At 45.5% G+C, this 22,683-nt stretch carries 15 protein-coding genes; 8 read left to right on the top strand and 7 right to left on the bottom strand.

Annotated elements, in window-relative coordinates:
- The first annotated feature begins 163 nt into the window (after nt 1–163).
- The 8 genes from gltB (at nt 164) to AB6D07_RS07870 (ending at nt 11,071) form a co-directional block, all read left to right on the top strand.
- A complete protein-coding gene (gltB, locus tag AB6D07_RS07905) occupies nt 164–4,627 on the top strand; it encodes a glutamate synthase large subunit (protein WP_029222923.1) in 4,464 nt (1,487 codons plus the stop codon).
- Nucleotides 4,628–4,643: 16 nt separating this feature from the next.
- Nucleotides 4,644–6,056, top strand: coding sequence for an FAD-dependent oxidoreductase (locus tag AB6D07_RS07900; protein ID WP_009848402.1), 1,413 nt, complete (start codon nt 4,644–4,646; stop codon nt 6,054–6,056).
- 187 nt (nt 6,057–6,243) lie between these two features.
- Nucleotides 6,244–6,672: a DUF1499 domain-containing protein gene (locus tag AB6D07_RS07895; protein ID WP_017102976.1), complete on the top strand. Its 429-nt coding sequence runs from the start codon at nt 6,244–6,246 to the stop codon at nt 6,670–6,672.
- A 127-nt stretch (nt 6,673–6,799) separates the two neighbouring features.
- Nucleotides 6,800–7,495: a 5'-methylthioadenosine/S-adenosylhomocysteine nucleosidase gene (mtnN, locus tag AB6D07_RS07890; protein ID WP_017100512.1), complete on the top strand. Its 696-nt coding sequence runs from the start codon at nt 6,800–6,802 to the stop codon at nt 7,493–7,495.
- Between the two features lie 10 nt (nt 7,496–7,505).
- A complete protein-coding gene (locus tag AB6D07_RS07885; protein WP_017102975.1) occupies nt 7,506–8,459 on the top strand; it encodes a cobalamin biosynthesis family protein in 954 nt (317 codons plus the stop codon).
- 1 nt (nt 8,460) lies between these two features.
- Nucleotides 8,461–9,330 carry a vitamin B12 ABC transporter substrate-binding protein BtuF gene (gene btuF, locus AB6D07_RS07880; protein ID WP_017102974.1) on the top strand — a complete coding sequence of 290 codons (870 nt, stop codon included), beginning with the start codon at nt 8,461–8,463 and terminating at the stop codon, nt 9,328–9,330.
- 74 nt (nt 9,331–9,404) lie between these two features.
- Entirely contained in the window at nt 9,405–10,022 is a 618-nt protein-coding gene (locus tag AB6D07_RS07875; protein WP_017102973.1) for a TRIC cation channel family protein, read from the top strand.
- 203 nt (nt 10,023–10,225) lie between these two features.
- Nucleotides 10,226–11,071, top strand: coding sequence for a LysR family transcriptional regulator (locus AB6D07_RS07870; protein ID WP_017102972.1), 846 nt, complete (start codon nt 10,226–10,228; stop codon nt 11,069–11,071).
- Here AB6D07_RS07870 and AB6D07_RS07865 read toward each other — a convergent pair.
- From AB6D07_RS07865 to lpxC, 7 genes are all read right to left on the bottom strand, one after another.
- Nucleotides 11,022–11,801 (bottom strand): TSUP family transporter, encoded by a 780-nt coding sequence (locus tag AB6D07_RS07865; protein WP_009848394.1) that lies wholly within the window; start codon nt 11,799–11,801, stop codon nt 11,022–11,024. The two genes, AB6D07_RS07870 and AB6D07_RS07865, sit on opposite strands and share 50 nt — an antisense overlap.
- Nucleotides 11,802–11,996: 195 nt before the next feature.
- On the bottom strand, nt 11,997–15,227 hold the full coding sequence (gene carB, locus AB6D07_RS07860) for a carbamoyl-phosphate synthase large subunit (protein ID WP_017102971.1): 3,231 nt from the start codon (nt 15,225–15,227) through the stop codon (nt 11,997–11,999).
- Nucleotides 15,228–15,243: 16 nt separating this feature from the next.
- The gene (carA, locus tag AB6D07_RS07855; protein ID WP_017102970.1) at nt 15,244–16,416 is read right to left on the bottom strand and encodes a glutamine-hydrolyzing carbamoyl-phosphate synthase small subunit; all 1,173 of its coding nucleotides are present in this window, start codon (nt 16,414–16,416) and stop codon (nt 15,244–15,246) included.
- A gap of 503 nt (nt 16,417–16,919) precedes the next feature.
- Nucleotides 16,920–17,744 (bottom strand): 4-hydroxy-tetrahydrodipicolinate reductase, encoded by an 825-nt coding sequence (gene dapB / locus AB6D07_RS07850; RefSeq protein ID WP_020477212.1) that lies wholly within the window; start codon nt 17,742–17,744, stop codon nt 16,920–16,922.
- Nucleotides 17,745–17,836: 92 nt separating this feature from the next.
- Nucleotides 17,837–18,235 carry an 8-oxo-dGTP diphosphatase MutT gene (gene mutT, locus AB6D07_RS07845; RefSeq protein WP_017102969.1) on the bottom strand — a complete coding sequence of 133 codons (399 nt, stop codon included), beginning with the start codon at nt 18,233–18,235 and terminating at the stop codon, nt 17,837–17,839.
- Nucleotides 18,236–18,589: 354 nt separating this feature from the next.
- A complete protein-coding gene (secA, locus tag AB6D07_RS07840) occupies nt 18,590–21,316 on the bottom strand; it encodes a preprotein translocase subunit SecA (RefSeq protein WP_009848389.1) in 2,727 nt (908 codons plus the stop codon).
- Nucleotides 21,317–21,704: 388 nt separating this feature from the next.
- Entirely contained in the window at nt 21,705–22,622 is a 918-nt protein-coding gene (lpxC, locus tag AB6D07_RS07835) for a UDP-3-O-acyl-N-acetylglucosamine deacetylase (protein ID WP_009848388.1), read from the bottom strand.
- Between the last annotated feature and the right edge of the window lie 61 nt (nt 22,623–22,683).

The following is a 22,683-nucleotide window of genomic DNA, read 5'->3' as shown; positions in this document are numbered from 1 at the left end:
TACGTTGTAAAGCTGATGAAAATAAAACCAATCGGTTTTGTTAACACAACCAATAACGTTTTAGCTAGCTAAAAACAAACTATAAGTTCATAAAAAATAACAAGTACATGAATAGTTAGTCATTTACTGTCTGGATGACAGCGAAGCAAAAGGGAGAATTGCAATGGCTCTATATGATCCTAGTCTTGAAAAAGACAACTGTGGATTTGGTTTAATAGCGCAAATGGAAGGCCAACCGAGTCATAAGTTGGTACGAACTGCTATTTCAGCCCTCGACCGCATGACACACCGTGGTGGTATCGCCGCGGATGGTAAAACCGGAGATGGCTGTGGCTTATTGCTACAGAAGCCCGACTCTTATCTCAGAATTATTGCTGAAGAGAATAACTTCAAGCTCGGCAAGCAATACGCTGTCGGCATGATTTTCTTCAGCCAAGACCCAATCAAAGCACAATCGGCACAAGACATCGTCAATAAAGAGCTCGCTCAAGAGACTTTAACCGTAGCTGGCTGGCGTGTCGTGCCAACCAACACCGATGTTTTAGGCCCAATCGCCAAAGATTCTGTTCCCAATATTCAACAAGTGTTTATCTCGGCCCCTGCGGGTTGGCGTGAACGCGATATTGAACGACGCCTTTATATCGCTCGTCGTCGAATTGAAAAGCAGATCACCGAAGACAAAGATTTCTATATTTGTAGCCTGTCGACTCAAGTCATGGTCTACAAAGGCTTGTGTATGCCCGCCGATCTTCCGCGATTTTACCTCGATCTTGCAGACTTACGTATGGAATCAGCAATATGTCTGTTCCACCAGCGTTTCTCAACTAACACTCAGCCGCGTTGGCCACTTGCTCAACCATTCCGTTATTTGGCGCACAATGGTGAGATCAATACCATTGAAGGCAACCGTCAATGGGCTAAGGCTCGCGCCTATAAATTCTCTTCACCGCTGCTGCCCGATTTACAAACGGCTGCACCTTTTGTGAATGAGACAGGATCAGATTCATCAAGCCTAGATAACATGCTCGACCTGTTCCTTGCTGGGGGTATGGATGTGTTCCGAGCGATGCGTATGCTTGTGCCGCCCGCTTGGCAAAACCACCCAGACATGGATCCTGAGCTTCGTGCCTTTTACGATTTCAACTCAAAACACATGGAACCGTGGGATGGCCCTGCCGGTATCGTACTGTCTGACGGCCGTTATGCTGCATGTAACCTCGACAGAAACGGCTTACGCCCTGCTCGCTATGTGATCACAAAAGACAACCTAATCACCTTGGCATCTGAAGTCGGTATCTGGAATTATGCGCCAGACGAAGTGGCAGAGAAAGGACGTGTTGGCCCTGGTGAATTACTCGTTATTGATACGCGTCGCGGTAAGCTATGGCAGTCGAACGAGATCGACAATGATCTTAAAGGCCGTCACCCATATAAAGAGTGGATGGATAAGAACGTTCACAAATTAACACCGTTTTCCGCACTAGCAGATGACCAAGTCGGTAAGCGTAATTTTGATGATGACACCCTAAAGACCTATCAAAAACAGTTTGCAATGAGCAACGAAGAGTCAGACCAAGTACTGCGTGTACTCGGTGACATGGGACAAGAAGCGGTCGGTTCTATGGGCGACGATACGCCAATGGCAGTGCTGTCTTCTAAAGAGCGCCTAATCACCGACTATTTCCGTCAGAAGTTTGCTCAAGTCACCAACCCACCAATTGACCCTTTGCGTGAAAAACACGTTATGTCTCTGGCAACCAGTATCGGCCAAGAGATGAATGTGTTCTGTGAAACCGATGGGCATGCTTACCGTGTGACGTTTGATTCGCCCGTTCTGCTTTATTCTGATATGCAGCAACTTCTGCAATTAAATCAAAAGCATTATGGCCATACGATTCTTAGCATGCACTATGACCCAGCAGAAAAAGAGCTCGAACAAGCCATCAACGACTTGTGTGATCGTGCGGTTCAAGATGTACGTGACGGCGCCGTTTTGGTTGTGCTTTCAGACAAAGGTTTAGAGAAAGGTAAGCTACCCGTTCCAGCAGCCATGGCGGTCGGTGCGGTGCAAACTCGACTCGCAGACAACAACCTACGTTGTGATGCCAATATAGTGGTTGAAACAGCAACCGCACGTGACCCGCACCAATTTGCAGTGCTGCTTGGCTTTGGCGCCACCGCAGTTTACCCGTATCTCGCTTATGAAGCTCTGGGCAAAATGTTGGACGATGGTTCATTAGATAAAGACTATCGCACTGCATTGCAAAATTACCAAAACGGCATCAACAAAGGTCTGTATAAGATCATGTCGAAGATGGGTATCTCGACAATTGCTTCGTATCGCTGCTCGCAGTTATTTGAGGCAGTCGGTTTACATACCGATGTGGTTGATTTGTGTTTCCGTGGCGTAACGACTCGTATCCAAGGCGCTAGCTTTAGCGACTTCCAACAAGATATCTATAATCTATCTCGCAAAGCATGGACTAAGCGTAAACCACTGGAACATGGTGGCTTACTCAAATACGTACATGGCGGCGAATACCACGCCTACAACCCAGACGTAGTCAGCACCTTGCAAACCGCAGTAAAGACAGGTGAAACATCGGATTATCAATCTTTTGCGAAGCAAGTTAATGCTCGTCCTGCTGCTATGCTGCGCGACTTAATGAGCCTCAAAAAAGCCGATCAACCTCTACCTCTAGAACAAGTCGAGCCAAGTAGCGAGCTCTTTAAGCGCTTCGACTCGGCGGCCATGTCGATTGGTGCCTTGAGCCCAGAAGCTCATGAAGCGCTAGCCATGGCGATGAACCGCTTGGGTGGTTATTCTAACTCTGGTGAAGGCGGTGAAGATCCACGACGCTTTGGGACTGATCGCAACTCACGAATCAAACAGATAGCTTCTGGTCGTTTTGGTGTGACGCCACATTACTTAACCAATGCGGATGTTCTACAAATCAAAGTTGCACAAGGTGCGAAGCCAGGAGAAGGCGGTCAACTGCCAGGTCATAAGGTCACAGCAGAAATCGCCAAGCTGAGATACTCAGTTCAAGGCGTAACATTGATCTCCCCTCCTCCACATCACGATATTTATTCTATCGAAGATCTGGCGCAGCTGATTTTCGACCTTAAGCAAGTTAACCCTAAAGCCTTGGTTTCAGTGAAGTTAGTATCTGAACCGGGTGTAGGCACCATTGCCACAGGTGTAGCGAAAGCTTATGCCGACTTGATTACGATCTCCGGTTACGACGGTGGTACTGCAGCAAGCCCGCTGACTTCAGTGAAATACGCAGGTTGTCCTTGGGAGCTTGGCTTAGCCGAAACTCAACAAGCACTCGTCGCCAACGGGCTTCGTCATAAGATCCGCCTGCAAGTCGATGGTGGTCTGAAAACCGGCCTCGACGTCATTAAAGGCGCTATTCTAGGCGCTGAAAGCTTTGGTTTTGGTACTGCACCAATGGTCGCAATGGGTTGTAAGTTCTTAAGAATTTGTCACCTAAATAACTGTGCGACAGGTGTGGCGACTCAAGATGAAACCCTACGCCGCGAATACTTCAAAGGCCTACCAGACATGGTGGTGAACTACTTTACTGGCCTAGCCGATGAAGTTCGCCAGTACCTTGCAGAACTTGGCGTAGAGAAACTTACTGATCTGATTGGTCGTACTGATTTGCTTGAAGCCGTTCAAGGCCTCACGGCGAAACAAAGCAAGCTCGATCTCTCTTCGATATTGGAAGCTCCGGTATCTCCAGAAGGTCACCCACGGTTTTGGACAGAGCCAAACGCACCGTTTGATAAGGCTCAGCTCAACCAACAGATCCTTGATGACGCAATCGATGCGATTGAGAAACGTCAATCCACCAGCCTTTACTACAACGTGATCAACACCGATCGCTCGATTGGTGCTCGTATCTCTGGTGAAATTGCCAAACGTTACGGTAACCAAGGCATGGCCGGTTCACCAATTAAGTTGTATCTCGATGGCACGGCAGGCCAATCCTTTGCGGTTTGGAACGCTGGCGGCGTAGAGCTGTATCTAACTGGTGATGCCAATGACTATGTCGGCAAAGGTATGGCGGGCGGCAAAGTAGTGATCAAACCTCACCAAGGCACAGCGTTTACTTGTAACGAAGCGACCATCATCGGCAATACCTGCTTGTATGGTGCGACCGGAGGCAAACTATTCGCTGCGGGTACTGCAGGCGAGCGATTTGGCGTGCGTAACTCAGGTACCGTTGCCGTAATTGAAGGCGCGGGTGACAACGCTTGTGAATACATGACTGGCGGTATTGTTGCCATTCTTGGGGCAACTGGCGTCAACTTCGGCGCGGGTATGACAGGTGGTTTTGCTTATGTCATGGATAAGAACGAAGACTTCCAAGGTCGTGTGAACAACGAATCAGTCGAAGCTCTTTCTCTGTCTGACCTATTTATCCACCAAGAACATCTGCGTGGCTTAATTGCAGAGCACTTAGAAGAGACTGGCTCAGTGCACGCTGAAGCTATTCTGGCGAACTTTGATGAATGGATTCCGAAGTTCTACCTAGTGAAGCCAAAGACGGCGGATCTTAACACCTTGCTCGGTCACCAAAGCCGTAGCTCTGCTGAACTTCGTGTTCAAGCGCAATAATTGGAAGGAGCCAATAATGAGCCAGAATGTATACCAATTTATTGATGTGAATCGCGTAGACCCAGCGAAGAAGCCAATCAAGATACGTAAGATTGAGTTTGTAGAGATCTACGAACCTTTCACTAAGCAACAAGCCAAAGCACAAGCAGACCGTTGTTTAGACTGTGGTAATCCTTACTGTGAATGGAAATGTCCAGTTCATAACTACATCCCTCAGTGGCTCAAGCTTGCCAATGAAGGACGCATTATCGAAGCGGCTGAACTGTCCCACCAAACCAACAGCTTACCGGAGGTGTGTGGGCGAGTTTGCCCTCAGGATCGACTATGTGAAGGTTCTTGTACCCTCAACGACGATTTCGGCGCAGTAACCATCGGCAACATTGAAAAATACATCAATGACAAAGCGTTTGAGATGGGCTGGAAGCCAGACATGTCTCACGTTGAATGGACCGACAAAAAGGTCGCTATCATCGGCGCAGGGCCCGCAGGTCTAGCGGCGGCTGATATCCTAGTCCGTAATGGCGTAAAAGCTGTTGTGTTTGACCGCTATCCGGAGATCGGTGGCCTGCTGACGTTTGGTATCCCATCGTTCAAACTTGAGAAAGGCATCATGGAAAATCGTCGCCGTATCTTTAGTGGAATGGGCGTTGAATTTAAAATGAATACCGAAGTCGGTAAAGACGTTCAGCTGCAACAATTGGTCGATGATTATGATGCCGTTTTCTTAGGTGTCGGCACCTATAAAAATATGCGTGCTGGGTTAGACAACGAAGAAGCACCGGGGGTTTATGATGCCCTACCCTTCCTTGTTTCCAATACTTATAAGGTCATGGAACTGGATAACCCAACGCCGTTTATCGACATGAAGGGCAAAAAAGTGGTTGTGCTTGGTGGTGGTGATACCGCGATGGACTGTGTCCGAACGTCTATTCGCCAGCATGCTGCTAACGTCGTCTGCGCTTATCGTCGTGATGAGGCCAACATGCCAGGCTCTCGCCGTGAGGTGAAAAATGCGAAAGAGGAAGGCGTGAAGTTCATGTTCAACCTTCAACCATTAGCACTGGAAACCGATTCATCCGGTCATGTGACTGGCGTTAAAGTGGTGAAAACAGCCTTGGGTGAACCGGATGAGGCAGGCCGCCGTCGTCCTGAACCGGTTGAAGGCAGTGAGCATGTTCTTGAGGCTGATGCCGTGATCATGGCATTTGGTTTCCAACCTCATGCAATGGAATGGCTAGAACCATTTGGTGTAGAGCTCGACCAATGGGGGCGCATCAAGGCTCCCGGCAAACAAGAGTTTCAATACCAAACCACCAACAGCAAGATATTCGCTGGTGGCGATGCTGTTCGAGGATCTGACTTAGTGGTAACCGCTATCGATGAAGGCCGTAAAGCCGCAGAAGGGATATTGGATTACCTAGAAGTGTGATTGGGTTTCCTTTATTACTCAGTTCGTTACTATAAAAAAGGATCCAATTATGGATCCTTTTTTGGATTAGATTCGTTTATCACAAGCATCACGTAAATACGTAAATACGTAAATACGTAAAACAATTACAAATAAGCCAATACCGATAACTACAATTAGAATTAAAAACAACGCCATAGGACACACTATGAAAAAAGCCGCTCTCCTTTCTCTATCTCTTTTGACTTTAACCGCTTGCAGCCAAGGAATCACGGACATGAAAGACAGAACTTCATCACCTTGTGGAGACAAACCAAACTGCGTATCAACTCAAGATGACCGTGAACAACATGCTCTAGCAGAGTTTGACCTCTCAAAGTCTGTAACTCTCGATCAGATTGAACAAGTTGCCCTAACCTTACCAGGCGCAAAAACAGCCAGTAAAACCGAAGATTACCTGCGTGTTGAATGTACTTCTCGCATCATGCGCTTTGTCGATGACTTAGAACTTAAAGTCACTGATGGCAAACTGATCGTGCGTTCAGAGTCTCGCACTGGCCATTCTGACTTTGGCGTCAACCGAAAACGTGCTGAACAACTTCGTGCTAGCTTGAAAAGCGAAGGCTTAATCAAATAGATAAAAGAATACACAGATAAATCGCCTGTATTCGGATGAGAAGTGCTTCTGGGCAGTCGCTCGACACTTCTCTTCCATGCTACAATTTCGCTCTACTGTTTAAATAATTTTTATTAAGAGACTACACATGAAAATCGGCATCATTGGCGCAATGGAGCAAGAAGTTGCGATCCTAAAAGCAGCAATTTCAGACATTACTGAAGTTAATAAAGGCGGTTGTACCTTTTTCTCTGGTCAGCTAAATGGTGTTGACGTTGTTTTGCTTCAATCAGGCATTGGTAAAGTAGCAGCGGCTGTTGGTACTTCAATCCTGCTAAGCGAATACCAACCAGATGTAGTATTAAATACTGGCTCTGCTGGCGGTTTTGATTCAACGCTAAACCTTGGCGATGTGGTTATCTCTACTGAAGTTCGTCACCACGATGCTGACGTAACAGCTTTCGGTTACGAAATCGGCCAAATGGCTGGTCAACCAGCAGCGTTCAAAGCTGACGACAAACTGATGGCTGTTGCTGAACAAGCTCTAGCACAAATGGAAGATAAGCACGCCGTTCGCGGTCTTATCTGTACTGGCGACGCATTTGTTTGCACAGCAGAACGCCAAGCGTTCATCCGCAAGCACTTCCCATCAGTAGTTGCTGTAGAGATGGAAGCATCGGCTATCGCTCAAGCTTGTCACCAATTCCAAGTACCATTCGTGGTTGTTCGTGCAATCTCTGACGTTGCAGACAAAGAATCACCAATGAGCTTCGAAGAGTTCCTGCCACTTGCAGCGCAAAGCTCTTCTGAGATGGTTATCAAGATGGTTGCCCTACTAAAGTAAGCGACTAGACATGCAAACACTGTTTGATCAGGTATTTGCAAATGGCGTGCTCCTTGTAATGTGGGGAGCACTGCTTTTTCATTTGATTTTACCTATCCCCCATGCCGCACATCCCACGACCTTATGGCATAAGTTTGCTGAACTTTTAGCAACCAAGGTTAATAACAATCAAAATTATTCCCAAAGCTTAATCTCAGGCACTTTAGCTTGGGGGTTAATGGTCTTGCCTGCTCTGGTTATTCTATTGGCACTGAAGCCACTGGTTTGGCAATCACAACTGTTTGAATTAGCGCTGTTGTTACTCGCTATTGATTGGCGTAACAATGAAAAGTTGGCAAATCAGTTGATCAAAGCACTTGGCCGAGAAGATAAAGCCGCGGCTCGCCAGTTATTGGCTCCGATTGTTAACCGTCAAACTGAATCACTGTCATCACTTGGACTTGGCAAAGCCGCGGCTGAAACTATCATCATGGGTTACGCTCGTAATGTGGTTTGTGTTTTATTCTGGTACGCCATTGGTGGTGGAATCGCCGCGTTAATGTATCGCCTGATTGTTGAGTTAGCGCGTGCATGGTCACCAAGCCGTAAGCAGTTCTCTCCATTTGGATCAACGGCAATCAAGATCGTCGCTATCTTAGAATTTATACCGATGCGATTGTTTGCCTTAATGATTGTATGTGGTGATAAAGCGTCTCACACATTCAAGATGATGCTCGTTCAGAGTCGATCTTGGCCATTGCCCGGCCCAGCATGGTTGATTACTGCTGTCGGCAACAAGCTTGAGCTGTCACTGGGCGGCCCTGCGATTTACGACAACACCAAAGCTATTCGAGCAAAATTAGGCGGCAGAATCGCCCCTTCAGCCCTGCACTTGTCTCAAGTTCAAAAACTGCTGTTTGGTCGCATCGCTATCTGGATATTTTTACAAAGCCTAATCTTACTATTTGTTCACCAAGGGATTTAGAGTGAAACCATCAGCACTTGTTACAAGCCTTACTATTTTGTCTTCCAGCTTATGGCTGCCTTTATCATTTGCAGAAGAAACATTACTGATTTCAGAAAAAGTTCAACCTGCTCAACGTGTGGTTAGCCTTGCTCCTCATGCCACTGAACTCGCATACAGCGCTGGTTTAGGTGATAAGCTTGTTGCGGTGAGTGAGCGAAGTGATTATCCACCACAAGCTGGCAAGCTAGAGAAAGTGGCGAATTACCAAGGCATCAAGGTTGAGAAGATCATCGCCCTACAGCCTGACTTGATTCTTGCATGGCCAGCGGGAAACCCACCAAGAGAACTCGCGAAACTGGAGCAATTTGGTTTTAATATTTACTACTCAAAAACCAAGAGCCTAGATAACATCGCGACCAATATTAAGCAACTTAGCCAATTCGCAAGCGATCCAAGTATTGGCGAAAATAACGCTCAACAATACAGAGAGCAGCTCAACGCGTTGAGACTAAAATACAAAGATGCCGAGCCAGTAAACTACTTCTACCAACTCAGTGAGAAGCCGATCATCACTGTTGCTCAAGGGCACTGGCCAAGTGAGGTGTTTGAGTTTTGTGGTGGCCACAATATTTTCGAAGACAGTGCTTCCCCTTACCCGCAAGTTGGCATTGAACAAGTTGTGTTAAGGAAGCCGCAAGTGATCTTCACTTCTCAGCACGCGATTGAGAATGGAACCATGTGGCAAACTTGGGAAGATGAGATCCCAGCAGTCGCTCAACATCAGATTTGGTCACTTAATTCTGACTGGATTAATCGCCCGACGACGAGAACTTTGAAAGCGATCCAACAAGTATGCGATTTCTTCGATAGAGCTAGGCAAAATCACTAACTATTTGCAGCGTTTTTTCGTACAATTCGCCACCGACCTGTCCCTACAATTTTAACTATAAGAGCACCAGTATCATGGACTCCATGCTGCTTTATATTATCGATTTATTTGGTACCGCCATCTTTGCCGTCTCAGGCGTATTTGTCGCTGGCCGTCTTAAGATGGATCCCTTTGGCGTAGCCGTTCTAGGCAGTGTAACCGCGATTGGCGGCGGTACTATTCGTGACATGGCACTAGGAGCAACTCCCGTGTTTTGGATCACCGATACCACCTACCTTTGGGTTATCATCACCACCTGTTTGCTGACCATGATTATAGTAAGACGTCCAAAGCGTCTGGCTTGGTGGATATTGCCGGTATGTGATGCGATCGGCTTAGCGGTGTTTGTTGGTATTGGTGTAGAAAAAGCACTGATTTATCAAGACTCGGCATTAGTGGCCATTATCATGGGTGTGATCACCGGCTGTGGTGGCGGCATTATCCGTGACGTACTTGCTCGTGAAGTCCCAATGATCCTAAGAAGTGAAGTCTACGCAACTGCTTGTATCATTGGCGGCGCTTTCCATACCATGGCGCTCAACATGGGACACGACTCAGAAACCGCCTTTTTGGCCGGCGTGTTCACGACACTATTGATTAGGCTTGGCGCCATTCGCTGGCACTTATCACTGCCGACTTTCGCTATCAAATAGATAGGACGATGACTAAAAGGCTCCGCAAAGGAGTCTTTTTTAATCCAGCTCGCTCTGCAATCCATTCTAATGCTCTCGTGACACTTTGCGTTCACAATTAAAAATACCTAACTGAGTTCAAACCTTTAATTTCAAATCTAGAGAATGAATGACGTTTAAGGTAACTTGGTTCAATCATTCCCAACTTTCATGAATATCACTCAATGTTACTAGAAGGAATCGAAACTCTATTGGTTTTAAGTAAAGCTAAAACCATGAGCCGAACCGGCAGTTTGCTTTATATCAGCCAATCAGCGGTCAGCAAACGGATTGCAAATTTAGAGAAGAAGTTAGGTAAGAAACTCATAGAACCGAGTGGCCGACAGATAAAACTGACGCCGGATGCAATCGCGCTCATCGAAAGTATTGGCCCAGCATTCAATGAACTTAGAGGGCTTATCTACGAGCAACAAGAGTTGGAAGACACCACCCTTATTACCTTAGATAGCTCTAAATCTTTGATCGCAGGTTATCTAGGTGAAATGATGGGGAAATTTATCCAGCAAGATAAATACATCACCATCACCACTAATCATACACCAAGAATTATCGAGCGAGTGCAGTCTGGTAAGGCGACCTTGGGGTTGTGTGCTGGTCTACTGCCGCCGCATCATGGATTGATGACATTCCACCTGTTTGATGAGCCGTTTTACATAGTAAGTAAGTCGCCGCTAACGGAGCTTCCTCCAATGGTCATCACTAACGATATGACCAATCCAGCCAACTCTTATCAGTTATCTGTGCTTGAAAAGTTCGGCATCAAACCCTTGATGGAGATGGATGCCTACACCGCAGCAGCCCAGCTAGCGTTGGGAGGAACGGGGCCGGCTTTGATCCCGCTCTCTATCGTAAAGACACTCAATATTGAGCCTCAATACCTGTTTAGCTTTCCAGAGTTAGAGGGATTAATTCGACCTATTCATATCTGTGTAAGGCCGAATAGCTATCAATCTCCGCGAGTTAAAATACTGATAGAATCCATTGTTGATGCTGTTCCCAAAGCAGTTTAGACGCCATTAACATCGACATCACGATCACAAGAGGGCGAATCCATTTCTGCCCTTTTGTCACCACGACTTTAGCGCCAAGTTGAGCGCCCATAAAACCACCAACTGCCATCACTAATCCTAATTCCCAAATTGGCAAGCCAGCTAAAATAAAGAAGATCAATGCGGCTATATTCGATGTGAAGTTAAGTATCTTGGTGCGTGCCGTTGCATCCACTAAAGAGAAGTGACCGATAGCGACAAAACATACCGTGAAAATTGAACCTGTTCCTGGGCCAAAAAAGCCATCGTAGAAGCCAACTCCGCCACCAATACACAAAGCAAACATCGCCTCAGAGATCTTCTGCTTTCCTTCAGACGCTCTAGTTTGGGGTGCTAACAGGAAATAGAGAGAGATAGCGATAAGCAGCAGCGGTATCACGCTAGTCAGTAAACTCGCATCAATGTGCTGGACTAACTCGGCACCAATTGCAGAGCCAATAAAAGTACAAAAGATCGCGAGGCGCATCTCTTTAATACTAACGATGCCGTTGCGCACGAAATACCAACTGGCAGAAAAACTACCAAATGAGCTTTGAAGTTTATTGGTTGCCAGTGCTTGCGTTGGTGGCACTCCGGCCGCTAGCAATGCAGGTAGAGTCAGCAATCCACCGCCGCCAGCCATTGCATCAATAAAGCCTGCCGCCGTTGCAACAACAAACAAGATAGCCAATATTTCTAGAGTGATTTCCATATACCCAACGCCTTAAATTCTCGTGTAGCGACAACTTACCACCGTGAGCAAACAATCAACAACGAAACACAAGATTGTAACCTATTCCAAATTTTCATCATTTAGCCATCACCAGATAACAGACATAAAAAAGCCCACTCCGAAGAGTGGGCTTTGAGCATTTATATCCGCTTAACAGCGATACACGTGAGTCAATTAAGCTTGAGAAGCTTTAACTTGTGCGTGTAGCTCTTGAACTGAAGTTACTGACGTTTTCGCGTCTGCAGTGTGCGCCATACAAGTCGCGAATGCAGCGTTTAGCGTAGTCGTGTAGTTCACTTTCTCAGCCAATGCACCACGACGAAGAACTTTAGAATCTTCAATCGCTTGACGGCCAGCCGCAGTGTTCACAATGTACGTGTACTCGTTGTTCTTGATACGGTCAAGAATGTGAGGACGACCTTCATGTACCTTGTTTACTAGACGTGGGTTGATACCCGCTTCGCCAAGGATAACTGCAGTACCGTGTGTTGCGTCTAGCTGGTAGCCAAGCTTAGATAGCTTAGATGCTAGGTCAACAACACGCTCTTTGTCGCCTTCGCGAACAGAAAGAAGTGCACGGCCGCCTTCTGGGTAGATGTTGCCACAACCCAATTCAGCTTTAGAGTATGCTTCAGCAAATGTTGCACCAACACCCATAACCTCACCAGTAGAGCGCATTTCTGGGCCTAATAGTGGGTCAACACCAGGGAATTTGTTGAACGGAAGAACAACTTCTTTCACTGAGTAGTATGGTGGGATGATTTCTTTCGTAAAGCCTTGAGACTCTAGCGATTGACCCGCCATAACACGAGCTGCAATCTTAGCGACAGCTGCACCTGTTGCTTTTGATACGAACGGTACTGTACGTGCTGCACGAGGGTTAACTTCGATTAGGTACACTTCGTTGTTCTTAACAGCAAACTGCGTATTCATTAGACCACGAACACCCAACTCGAACGCTAGTTTTTCAACTTGCTCACGCATTACGTCTTGGATTTCTTGGCTTAGCGTGTAAGCAGGAAGAGAACATGCTGAGTCACCTGAGTGAACACCCGCTTGCTCGATATGCTCCATGATACCCGCAATAACAACGCGCTCACCGTCACAAATCGCATCAACGTCTACTTCAATTGCATCATCTAGGAAGCTATCAAGTAGTACTGGAGATTCGTTTGAAACACTTACTGCTTCGTTGAAGTAGCGACGTAAGTCTTGCTCGTCGTATACGATTTCCATCGCACGACCACCAAGAACATAAGAAGGACGAACAACCAATGGGAAGCCGATTTCGCGAGATTTCTCTACCGCTTGCTCCATTGTTGTTACTGTCGCATTTTCTGGTTGTAGAAGACCAAGACGGTCAACAGCAACTTGGAAACGCTCACGGTCTTCTGCACGGTCGATGGCGTCAGGGCTAGTACCAATGATTGGTACGCCAGCTGCTTCAAGCTCACGAGCCAGTTTCAGTGGAGTTTGACCACCGTACTGAACGATAACGCCTTTTGGCTTCTCAACACGAACGATTGCTAGTACGTCTTCCAGAGTTACTGGTTCAAAGTACAGACGGTCAGACGTATCGTAGTCTGTCGAAACTGTCTCAGGGTTACAGTTAACCATGATTGTTTCGTAGCCATCTTCACGTAATGCTAGAGATGCATGTACACAACAGTAATCGAATTCAATACCTTGGCCGATACGGTTTGGACCGCCGCCTAAGATCATGATTTTCTCTTTGTCTGTTGGGTTCGATTCACATTCGTCATCGTAAGATGAGTACATGTAAGCCGTATCAGAAGAGAACTCAGCCGCACAAGTATCTACGCGCTTGTAGACAGGGTGAATATCGTATTGGTCACGTAGACGACGTATTTCACTTTCAGCCACACCTAGAATCTTAGACAGGCGAGCATCAGCAAAACCTTTACGCTTAAGCTTCATTAGCTCGTCTTTATTCAGACCAGCAAAGCCTTTCGCTTTAAGTTCTTGCTCTAGTTTTACGATGTCTTCGATTTGGACTAGGAACCAACGGTCAATTTGCGTTAGGTTGAATACACCATCAACTGACATACCAGCACGGAAAGCATCTGCGATGTACCAAATACGGTCAGAACCCGCTTCTTTAAGCTCATGACGAATCGTCGTTAGAGCGTCAGGTGCATCTAGGTCGACCATTTCGTCAAAACCAGTTGCGCCAACTTCTAGACCGCGAAGTGCTTTCTGTAGAGACTCTTGTTGGTTACGGCCGATAGCCATAACTTCACCAACCGACTTCATTTGCGTCGTTAGACGGTCGTTAGCACCTGCAAACTTCTCGAAGTTAAAACGAGGAATCTTAGTTACTACGTAGTCGATTGTTGGTTCGAATGATGCTGGCGTTGCGCCGCCAGTGATGTCATTCATTAGCTCGTCTAGCGTAAAGCCAACAGCCAGTTTCGCTGCAATCTTAGCGATTGGGAAACCTGTTGCTTTAGAAGCAAGTGCAGAAGAACGAGATACACGTGGGTTCATCTCGATGATAACCATACGGCCATCTTTCGGGTTGATACCAAACTGTACGTTTGAGCCACCTGTTTCAACACCAATCTCACGAAGTACTGCTAGAGAAGCGTTACGCATTAGTTGGTATTCTTTGTCTGTCAGCGTTTGTGCTGGAGCTACGGTGATTGAGTCACCCGTATGAATACCCATTGGGTCGAAGTTTTCAATCGCACATACGATGATGCAATTGTCGTTTTTGTCGCGAACCACTTCCATCTCGTACTCTTTCCAACCGATAAGTGACTCATCGATTAGAAGTTCGTTGGTTGGAGAAAGATCCAGACCACGACGACAAATTTCTTCAAATTCTTCTTTGTTATAAGCGATACCACCGCCTGTACCACCCATCGTAAACGATGGACGAATGATACAAGGGAAACCAACCATTTCTTGAACTTTGTAAGCTTCTTCCATCGTTTTCGCGGTATCAGCCGTTGGACACTCAAGACCAATAGCTTTCATTGCTTTATCAAAACGAGAGCGGTCTTCAGCTTTATCGATAGCGTCAGCAGTTGCGCCAATCATCTCTACGCCGAACTCTTCAAGTACGCCGTATTTTTCTAAATCTAACGCACAGTTAAGTGCAGTTTGGCCGCCCATTGTCGGTAGAACTGCATCAGGCTTCTCTTTAGCGATGATGTTACGAACCACTTCCCATTGGATAGGTTCGATGTAAGTCGCATCAGCCATGTCTGGGTCAGTCATGATTGTCGCTGGGTTCGAGTTTACAAGAATAACTCGGTAACCTTCTTCGCGAAGTGCTTTACAAGCTTGAGCACCAGAGTAATCAAACTCACATGCTTGACCGATAACAATCGGACCAGCACCTAGAATTAGAACACTTTTAATGTCAGTACGTTTTGGCATTATCTACTACTCCGGATTACGCTGTGTCTTGTTTGTTTGCAACAGACTGGTTAATTAATTCAATGAAGTGGTCGAATAGCGGCGCCGCATCTTCTGGACCTGGACTTGCTTCTGGGTGACCTTGGAAGCTAAATGCTGGTTTGTCTGTACGGTGGATACCTTGTAGAGAACCATCAAATAGAGACTTATGAGTCGCTCGTAATGTCTCTGGAAGCGTATCTTCGTCAGCAGCAAAGCCGTGGTTTTGTGAAGTAATCATCACAACATCACGATCTAAATCTTTAACCGGGTGGTTTGCACCGTGGTGACCAAACTTCATTTTCACTGTCTTAGCGCCTGACGCAAGAGCAAGAATCTGGTGACCTAGACAGATACCAAAGATTGGTAAACCTTTTTCTAGGAACACTTTTGTTGCTTCAATTGCGTAAGTACATGGTTCTGGGTCACCAGGGCCATTTGAAAGGAAAACACCGTCTGGGTTCAGAGCAAGTACTTCTTCAGCAGAAGTTTCAGCAGGAACAACCGTTAGGCGGCAGCCGCGGTCAACAAGCATTCGTAAGATGTTTCGTTTTGCACCGAAGTCATAAGCAACAACGTGGTATGGCAATTCAGAGTCTGCTTTCGCTTCAGGAAGTCCACCCGTAAGCGTCCACGAACCTTGTTTCCATTGATACGCTTCTTTTGTTGTAACTTCTTTCGCAAGGTCCATACCTTTCAGGCCAGGGAATTCTTTTGCTTTAGCTAGAGCCAAAGCTTCGTCTAAATTTCCATCGTTTACTGAAGAGCCAGCTACGATACAACCGTTCTGTGCGCCTTTTTCACGAAGAATACGCGTCAGCTTACGAGTATCGATATCAGCGATACCAACAACGTTTTGCGACTTAAGGTAATCAGAAAGGGATTGTTCATTACGGAAGTTAGAAGCGATTAGAGGGAGATCGCGAATCACAAGGCCTTGAGCGTGGATTGAAGAAGATTCTTCGTCTTCGGAATTGGTTCCGGTATTGCCAATGTGAGGGTAAGTAAGGGTAACGATTTGTTGAGAATAGGAAGGATCAGTGAGGATTTCTTGGTACCCCGTCATCGAGGTATTAAAAACGACTTCACCAACTGCAGAACCTACAGCGCCAATGGCTTCACCGTGAAATACTGTCCCATCTTCTAGGACGAGTAGTGCTGACTTCTTCAAGACAACCTCCAGAAATAAAAATGCATTAAAATTGATTTAATTTGCAAATCTACCTTCCTGCAACACCAAAAACTGCGTGTTTATGGAAATTAGACAAATTGGCGGTATTTTAGTGATCTGCGTGATACGTGTCAACATTTAACGCAAAAGAAATTAAACATTTGTAAGAACTAATTCAATTTCCTTTACCAAAGCTTCAAAAGTTCAACTTTCATACTCAATTAATAGGAATATTACGATTTTCTAATTTTCACCCGTCATTTTAGCTAACCATAGAGTGCCAAAAATATCAGCGACAAAACGCAATCGATAAATACCAAGAGAAAACATAATAATTTAAAGATCTAAAACAAAAAACACACTAAGGCCTGCATAAATAGCATAAAAATAGAGGGAAAATGGCGATAAGAAGAAAGTAGAAGGAAGATTGTAGAAGAGAGATTATTAAGGAAAAGCCACCAAATAAAGAAAGCGCCGGCAATTGCCAGCGCATAAATATCTATTTATAGATCGTTTAAACCAAGGACGTCTGTCATGGTATAAAAGCCTGCTGGCTTATCATTTAGCCAAACAGCTGCCTTTATCGCACCATTAGCAAAGGTCATTCTATCCGTTGCTTTATGGGTAATTTCAACGCGCTCACCAATATCAGCAAACATTGCGGTATGCTCGCCAATGATGTCACCGGCACGGATTGTCGCAAAACCAATCTCATCTTTGGTACGCTCGCCCGTAATGCCTTCGCGTGACCATACAGCGACATCGTTTAGCTCATTGCCCATCGCACCAGCGATCGCTTCGCCCATACCAATCGCAGTACCTGACGGTGCATCGACTTTATGACGGTGATGAGCCTCTACGATTTCAACATCACAGTAATCGCCCATCACTTTAGCAGCCTTCTCTAACAGCTTAAAAACCAAGTTCACACCAACGCTATAGTTCGGTGCCATTACGATAGCCATCTCTTTTGAAGCCGCATCGATAACCTGCTTTTCTTCTTCAGAGAAACCCGTAGTGCCGATGATCAGTTTTTTACCGTGACGTTTACAAAGTTCAATATTCGCTAATGTGCTTACAGGTGCGGTAAAGTCGACGATCACGTCAAACTGTTCAATCGCTTTCGAAAGGTCATCAACTAGAGCCACATCAAAACGACCTTCACCGCATAACTCGCCGACGTCAACACCGACCAAAGATGATTCTGGACGTTCTGAACCAGCACCAACGCTTGCTTCTGAATTATGGTGAGCGGCTTTCACCAAGTTACGACCCATACGGCCAGCTGCTCCTGCAATTGCAATTCTTACCACTGCGAATATCTCCATTGTTTTGGTTACCGTTGCCACTTATCTCTTGCAGCAACGTTCAATCGATTAATCTCTTTAAACTAACAACAATCTCAAACTCAGGCTAGCAATTACGAAAACTCTTTTATTACTCGCTCTAAAATTGGCACGTTTGCTTCGGGGAAGGCGTATTGACTCAATGATTCAAGATCGACCCATTCACCTTGTTGACCTTCTTTACCATAAGGCTGTTGCTCGAATTCGGTCACAAGGATGAAATCAAACTTAAGTGACTTATCCGTATAGTCAAACTCAAGGTGTTCAAACAAAGTCTGTTCTGTCACCTTAATACCAATCTCTTCATCAAGCTCACGAGCCATTGCTTGTTCAATGGTTTCACCCACTTCAACCTTACCTCCAGGAAACTCCCAGAAGCCGCCTTTATGCTTGTCGTCTGGGCGTTTAGTAATAAAGACCTGTGACTTATCTTGGTTGAAGATAATACCCGCGACAATATGGATTCTTTTCATATGATGATGTTCCTTAATAAACGCTTCGCTCAAGCAGCCCCTGAATACGTCATCCTCAAGAAGGAGTAACGACTGAGTTGGGAAGCTAATACAACAACCTTAAGCCAAACTATCAAACAAGATTCCCTACTGCGCTCGTTCCTCGCTATAGGGAATGACGACTTTCCTTTCGACAAAAAGATAAGTCATGAAATTTACATACAAAAAGAGCCGCCTAAGCGACTCTTTTTATCAATAAGTTTGTGTGAAGCTAAGTTGTAACGCGTTAAGTGCAAGGAGGAGGCACGGAGCTTACGTTAGTAAGTGAGTACCTCCGACACTGCAATTATCCGTTACAGCGAAGGTTCACCAAACTTAGTCTATTTTACCGTGACACTGTTTGTACTTCTTACCACTTCCACATGGACATGGTTCGTTACGACCCACTTTACGCTCATCGCGTACTACCGTTTGTGGAGATGCCGCATCCGCTTCATCGTCAGCTAGCTGGTTTTCAGCCGTTGCATGTTGTGCTTGTGCACGACGCGCCGCTTGTTCAGCTTGAGCTTGACGTTGAGCTTCCATCTTTTCAACTTCTTCTTGTTGCTGAACACGAACTTTAGAAAGGATGGTCACAACGTCTGTTTTCAGTACATCTAGTAGGCCTTCAAACAGTTCAAACGACTCGCGCTTATACTCTTGTTTCGGGTTCTTCTGAGCATAACCACGTAAGTGGATACCTTGACGAAGGTGATCCATCGCAGCCAAGTGCTCTTTCCAAAGGCCGTCTAGCGTTTGTAGCATCACAGACTTCTCGAAGTTACGCAGTACTTGAGCACCAACCACTTCTTCTTTCTGTTTGTAAGAATCAACCGCCATACCAAGAATGCGCTCACGCAATGCTTCTTCATAAAGCTTGTCGTCTTCGTCTAACCAACCTTGAATGTCAAAGTCTAGATCGAAGTCATTCTTCAGACGATCTTGCAGACCCGCAATATCCCACATATCTTCAAGAGACTGAGGAGCGATGTATTCATCAATAACTGACGCCAGTACATCTTCACGGTTGTGTTCGATCATTTCACTGATGTCATCTGAACTCATCAGTTCATCACGTAGCTCATAAACAACCTTACGTTGGTCATTGGCTACATCATCGTACTCAAGAAGCTGCTTACGGATGTCGAAGTTACGACCTTCCACTTTACGTTGTGCTTTTTCAATTGAGCGAGACAGCATCTTAGATTCAATCGCTTCGCCTTCGTCCATACCACTTTGGATAAGACCAGCCATACGATCAGACGTAAATATACGTAGTAGAGAATCTTCCATTGATAGGTAGAAACGAGAAGAACCCGCATCACCTTGACGACCAGAACGACCACGTAGCTGGTTATCGATACGGCGAGATTCATGACGCTCAGTACCAATGATGTGCAGACCACCTGACTCAAGTACTTTATCGTGAATGATTCTCCAATCAGCTTTGATCTTCTCGATCTGCTCTTTGGTTGGGTTCTCTATCTTCTCAAGTTGTGCCTGCCAGCTACCACCTAGCACGATATCGGTACCACGACCGGCCATGTTAGTTGCGATAGTTACCGCACCAGGCATACCAGCTTGTGCAACGATCTCAGCTTCCATTTCATGAAACTTAGCATTTAGAACGTTGTGCTTAATTTTTGATTTTTTCAATGCGTTAGACAGCAGTTCAGATTTCTCGATAGAAACTGTACCAACCAGTGATGGCTGACCAGCCGCTACACGGTCTTTGATGTCTTCAATGATCGCATTGAACTTGTCTTCTTCAGTACGATAAACCACATCTGGCATATCGTTACGAACCATAGGCTTGTTGGTTGGGATAACCACCGTTTCTAGGCCGTAGATAGACTGGAATTCGAACGCTTCTGTATCAGCAGTACCTGTCATACCTGACAGTTTTTCATACAGACGGAAGAAATTCTGGAATGTGATCGATGCTAATGTTTGGTTTTCATTTTGAATCTTCACACCTTCTTTAGCTTCAACAGCTTGGTGTAAACCTTCAGACCAACGACGACCTGGCATAGTACGACCAGTATGTTCATCAACGATAACCACTTCGCCTTCTTCAGTAACGATGTAGTCGACGTTTTTCTCAAACAATACGTGTGCACGAAGCGCAGCATTCACATGGTGCAATAGGCTGATATTGGTTGGAGAGTAAAGTGTGTCACCCTCTTCCATCAAGCCGTTTTTGACCATTAGTTCTTCTACAAACTCTTGACCGTTTTCAGTCAGGTGAACCTGTTTTGATTTTTCGTCCATGGTGTAGTGACCTTCACCACGGTACTCTTCTGAATCTTCTTTATCTTGACGCTCTAGAGAAGGAATTAGAGTGTTAATGCGCGTATAAAGGTCAGAACTATCTTCAGCGGGGCCAGAGATAATTAACGGAGTACGAGCTTCATCAATTAAGATTGAGTCAACCTCATCGACTACAGCAAAGAAGCGCTCACGTTGAACTCGGTCTTCAGCACGGAAAGCCATGTTGTCACGAAGGTAATCAAAACCAAACTCGTTGTTTGTTCCGTATAGGATGTCAGCTTGGTACGCTTCTTTTTTCTCTGGCGGAGCCATGTTTGCCACATTCACGCCAACAGTCATGCCAAGGAATTCAAATAATGGGCGGTTTGTTTCCGCATCACGCTTCGCTAGGTAATCGTTCACCGTTATTACGTGAACACCTTTGCTTGGTAGCGCGTTTAGATAAGCTGGTAGGGTTGCGGTAAGTGTCTTACCTTCACCAGTACGCATCTCTGCAATTTGGCCAGCATTTAGAACCATGCCACCAATCATTTGCACGTCAAAGTGACGCATGCCGTAAACACGCTTCGACGCTTCACGTACCGTAGCGAATGCTTCAGGTAGAAGTTGATCTAACGATTCACCTTTATCTAAGCGCTCACGAAACTCAACCGTTTTTGCTTTTAGTTCATCGTCTGAAAGAGCTTCAAACGTTGGTTCGAAGTTATTAATTTCTTTTACAATTTTTCTAAGGCGGCGCAGTGTTCTGTCATTGCGACTGCCAATTACCTTTGTCAGCAGCTTAGTAATCATGTGCTTGGAATCTCTTCGTTCTCAGATCGTCCGCGATCTATTTTAAATGCCGTCAGTCTCTACTAGCTATAAACTAGTCTTTAGTTACTAACCAAGGATACTGAGATAAATCTAGTATCTTTGATATTGTACTTGAGAGTAGAGTTTTCAAGGCTTCAGTTAAAATTAATGCCCTCTAGTGTAAGTAATTTTCACACCAACGACCATTTATAACCCCATTTGTTTGATGTGCTTGGTACTTTTCTTTCTAATTGTTGATGGATTAGCCAGACTGTAGCCAAATACTAGGCAACTTTTAAATACTGACGACACTGTATCTGGAAAATAGATACAAAAAAACCAGGTCAATGACCTGGTTTTCAAAATCTTATATTGTCGTAAACAACAATTACGCTAGAACCATTCCTGGTTCAGCAAACGCAACAGGAGAGCCAACCTCTTCTTCGAATGTTGCCCATTCCCAAGCTTCTGCATCAGCAAGTACTGCGCGTAGTAGTTGATTATTTAGGCCGTGACCTGATTTGTATGCTCGGAACTCACCGATAATAGCGTGTCCACACATGTAAAGGTCACCAATCGCATCTAGCACTTTATGCGTTACGAACTCGTTTTCGAAACGTAGACCTTCTTCATTAAGAATTCGGTATTCGTCTAGTACGATTGCGCAATCAAAGCTACCACCCAAACACAAGTTTTGTGATTGTAGGTATTCAATATCACGCATGAAGCCGAAGGTACGAGCACGAGAAATTTCTTTCACAAAGCCTTGTGAAGAAAAATCAAACAACAGGTGCTGTTCATCAGATTCAATTGCTGGATGGTTGAATTCGATTTCGAAGTCCATACGGAAGCCGTTAAATGGCACAAACTCTGCCCACTTATCGCCATCTTCAAAACGGATTGGCTTTTTGATTCGAATAAAACGTTTCGCTGCATTCAGTGTTTCTACACCCGCTTGCTGTAGCAAGTATACGAATGGGCTTGCGCTACCATCCATAATTGGGATCTCTGGTGCATCGACTTCAACAATAATGTTGTCGATACCCATACCCGCTAGAGCTGCATTAAGGTGTTCCACTGTAGAGATACGTACGCCTTCGTCATTAACAAGAGCAGTACATAACATAGTGTCACGAACTGACGCTGGATCAGCTGGGAAATCTACAGGTGGATTTACATCTGTACGACGATAAACAATACCTGTATTTGCAGCTGCCGGGCGAAGAGTAAGTGTGACTTTACGACCAGAGTGGAGACCCACACCAGTTGTTTTCACAATTTCTTTCAGAGTACGTTGTCTGATCATCTGCTTGCCTCGTTATCAGTGCTACAAATCACGGTCAGTATTTACCGACCGCGAATTTTAC

The organism is Vibrio sp. 10N.239.312.C11, from assembly GCF_041466065.1.
GTDB classification, from domain to species: domain Bacteria; phylum Pseudomonadota; class Gammaproteobacteria; order Enterobacterales; family Vibrionaceae; genus Vibrio; species Vibrio tasmaniensis_A.
The sequence above is the reverse complement of the archived record's forward strand: the minus strand, read 5'-3'. Positions and strand labels throughout refer to the sequence as shown.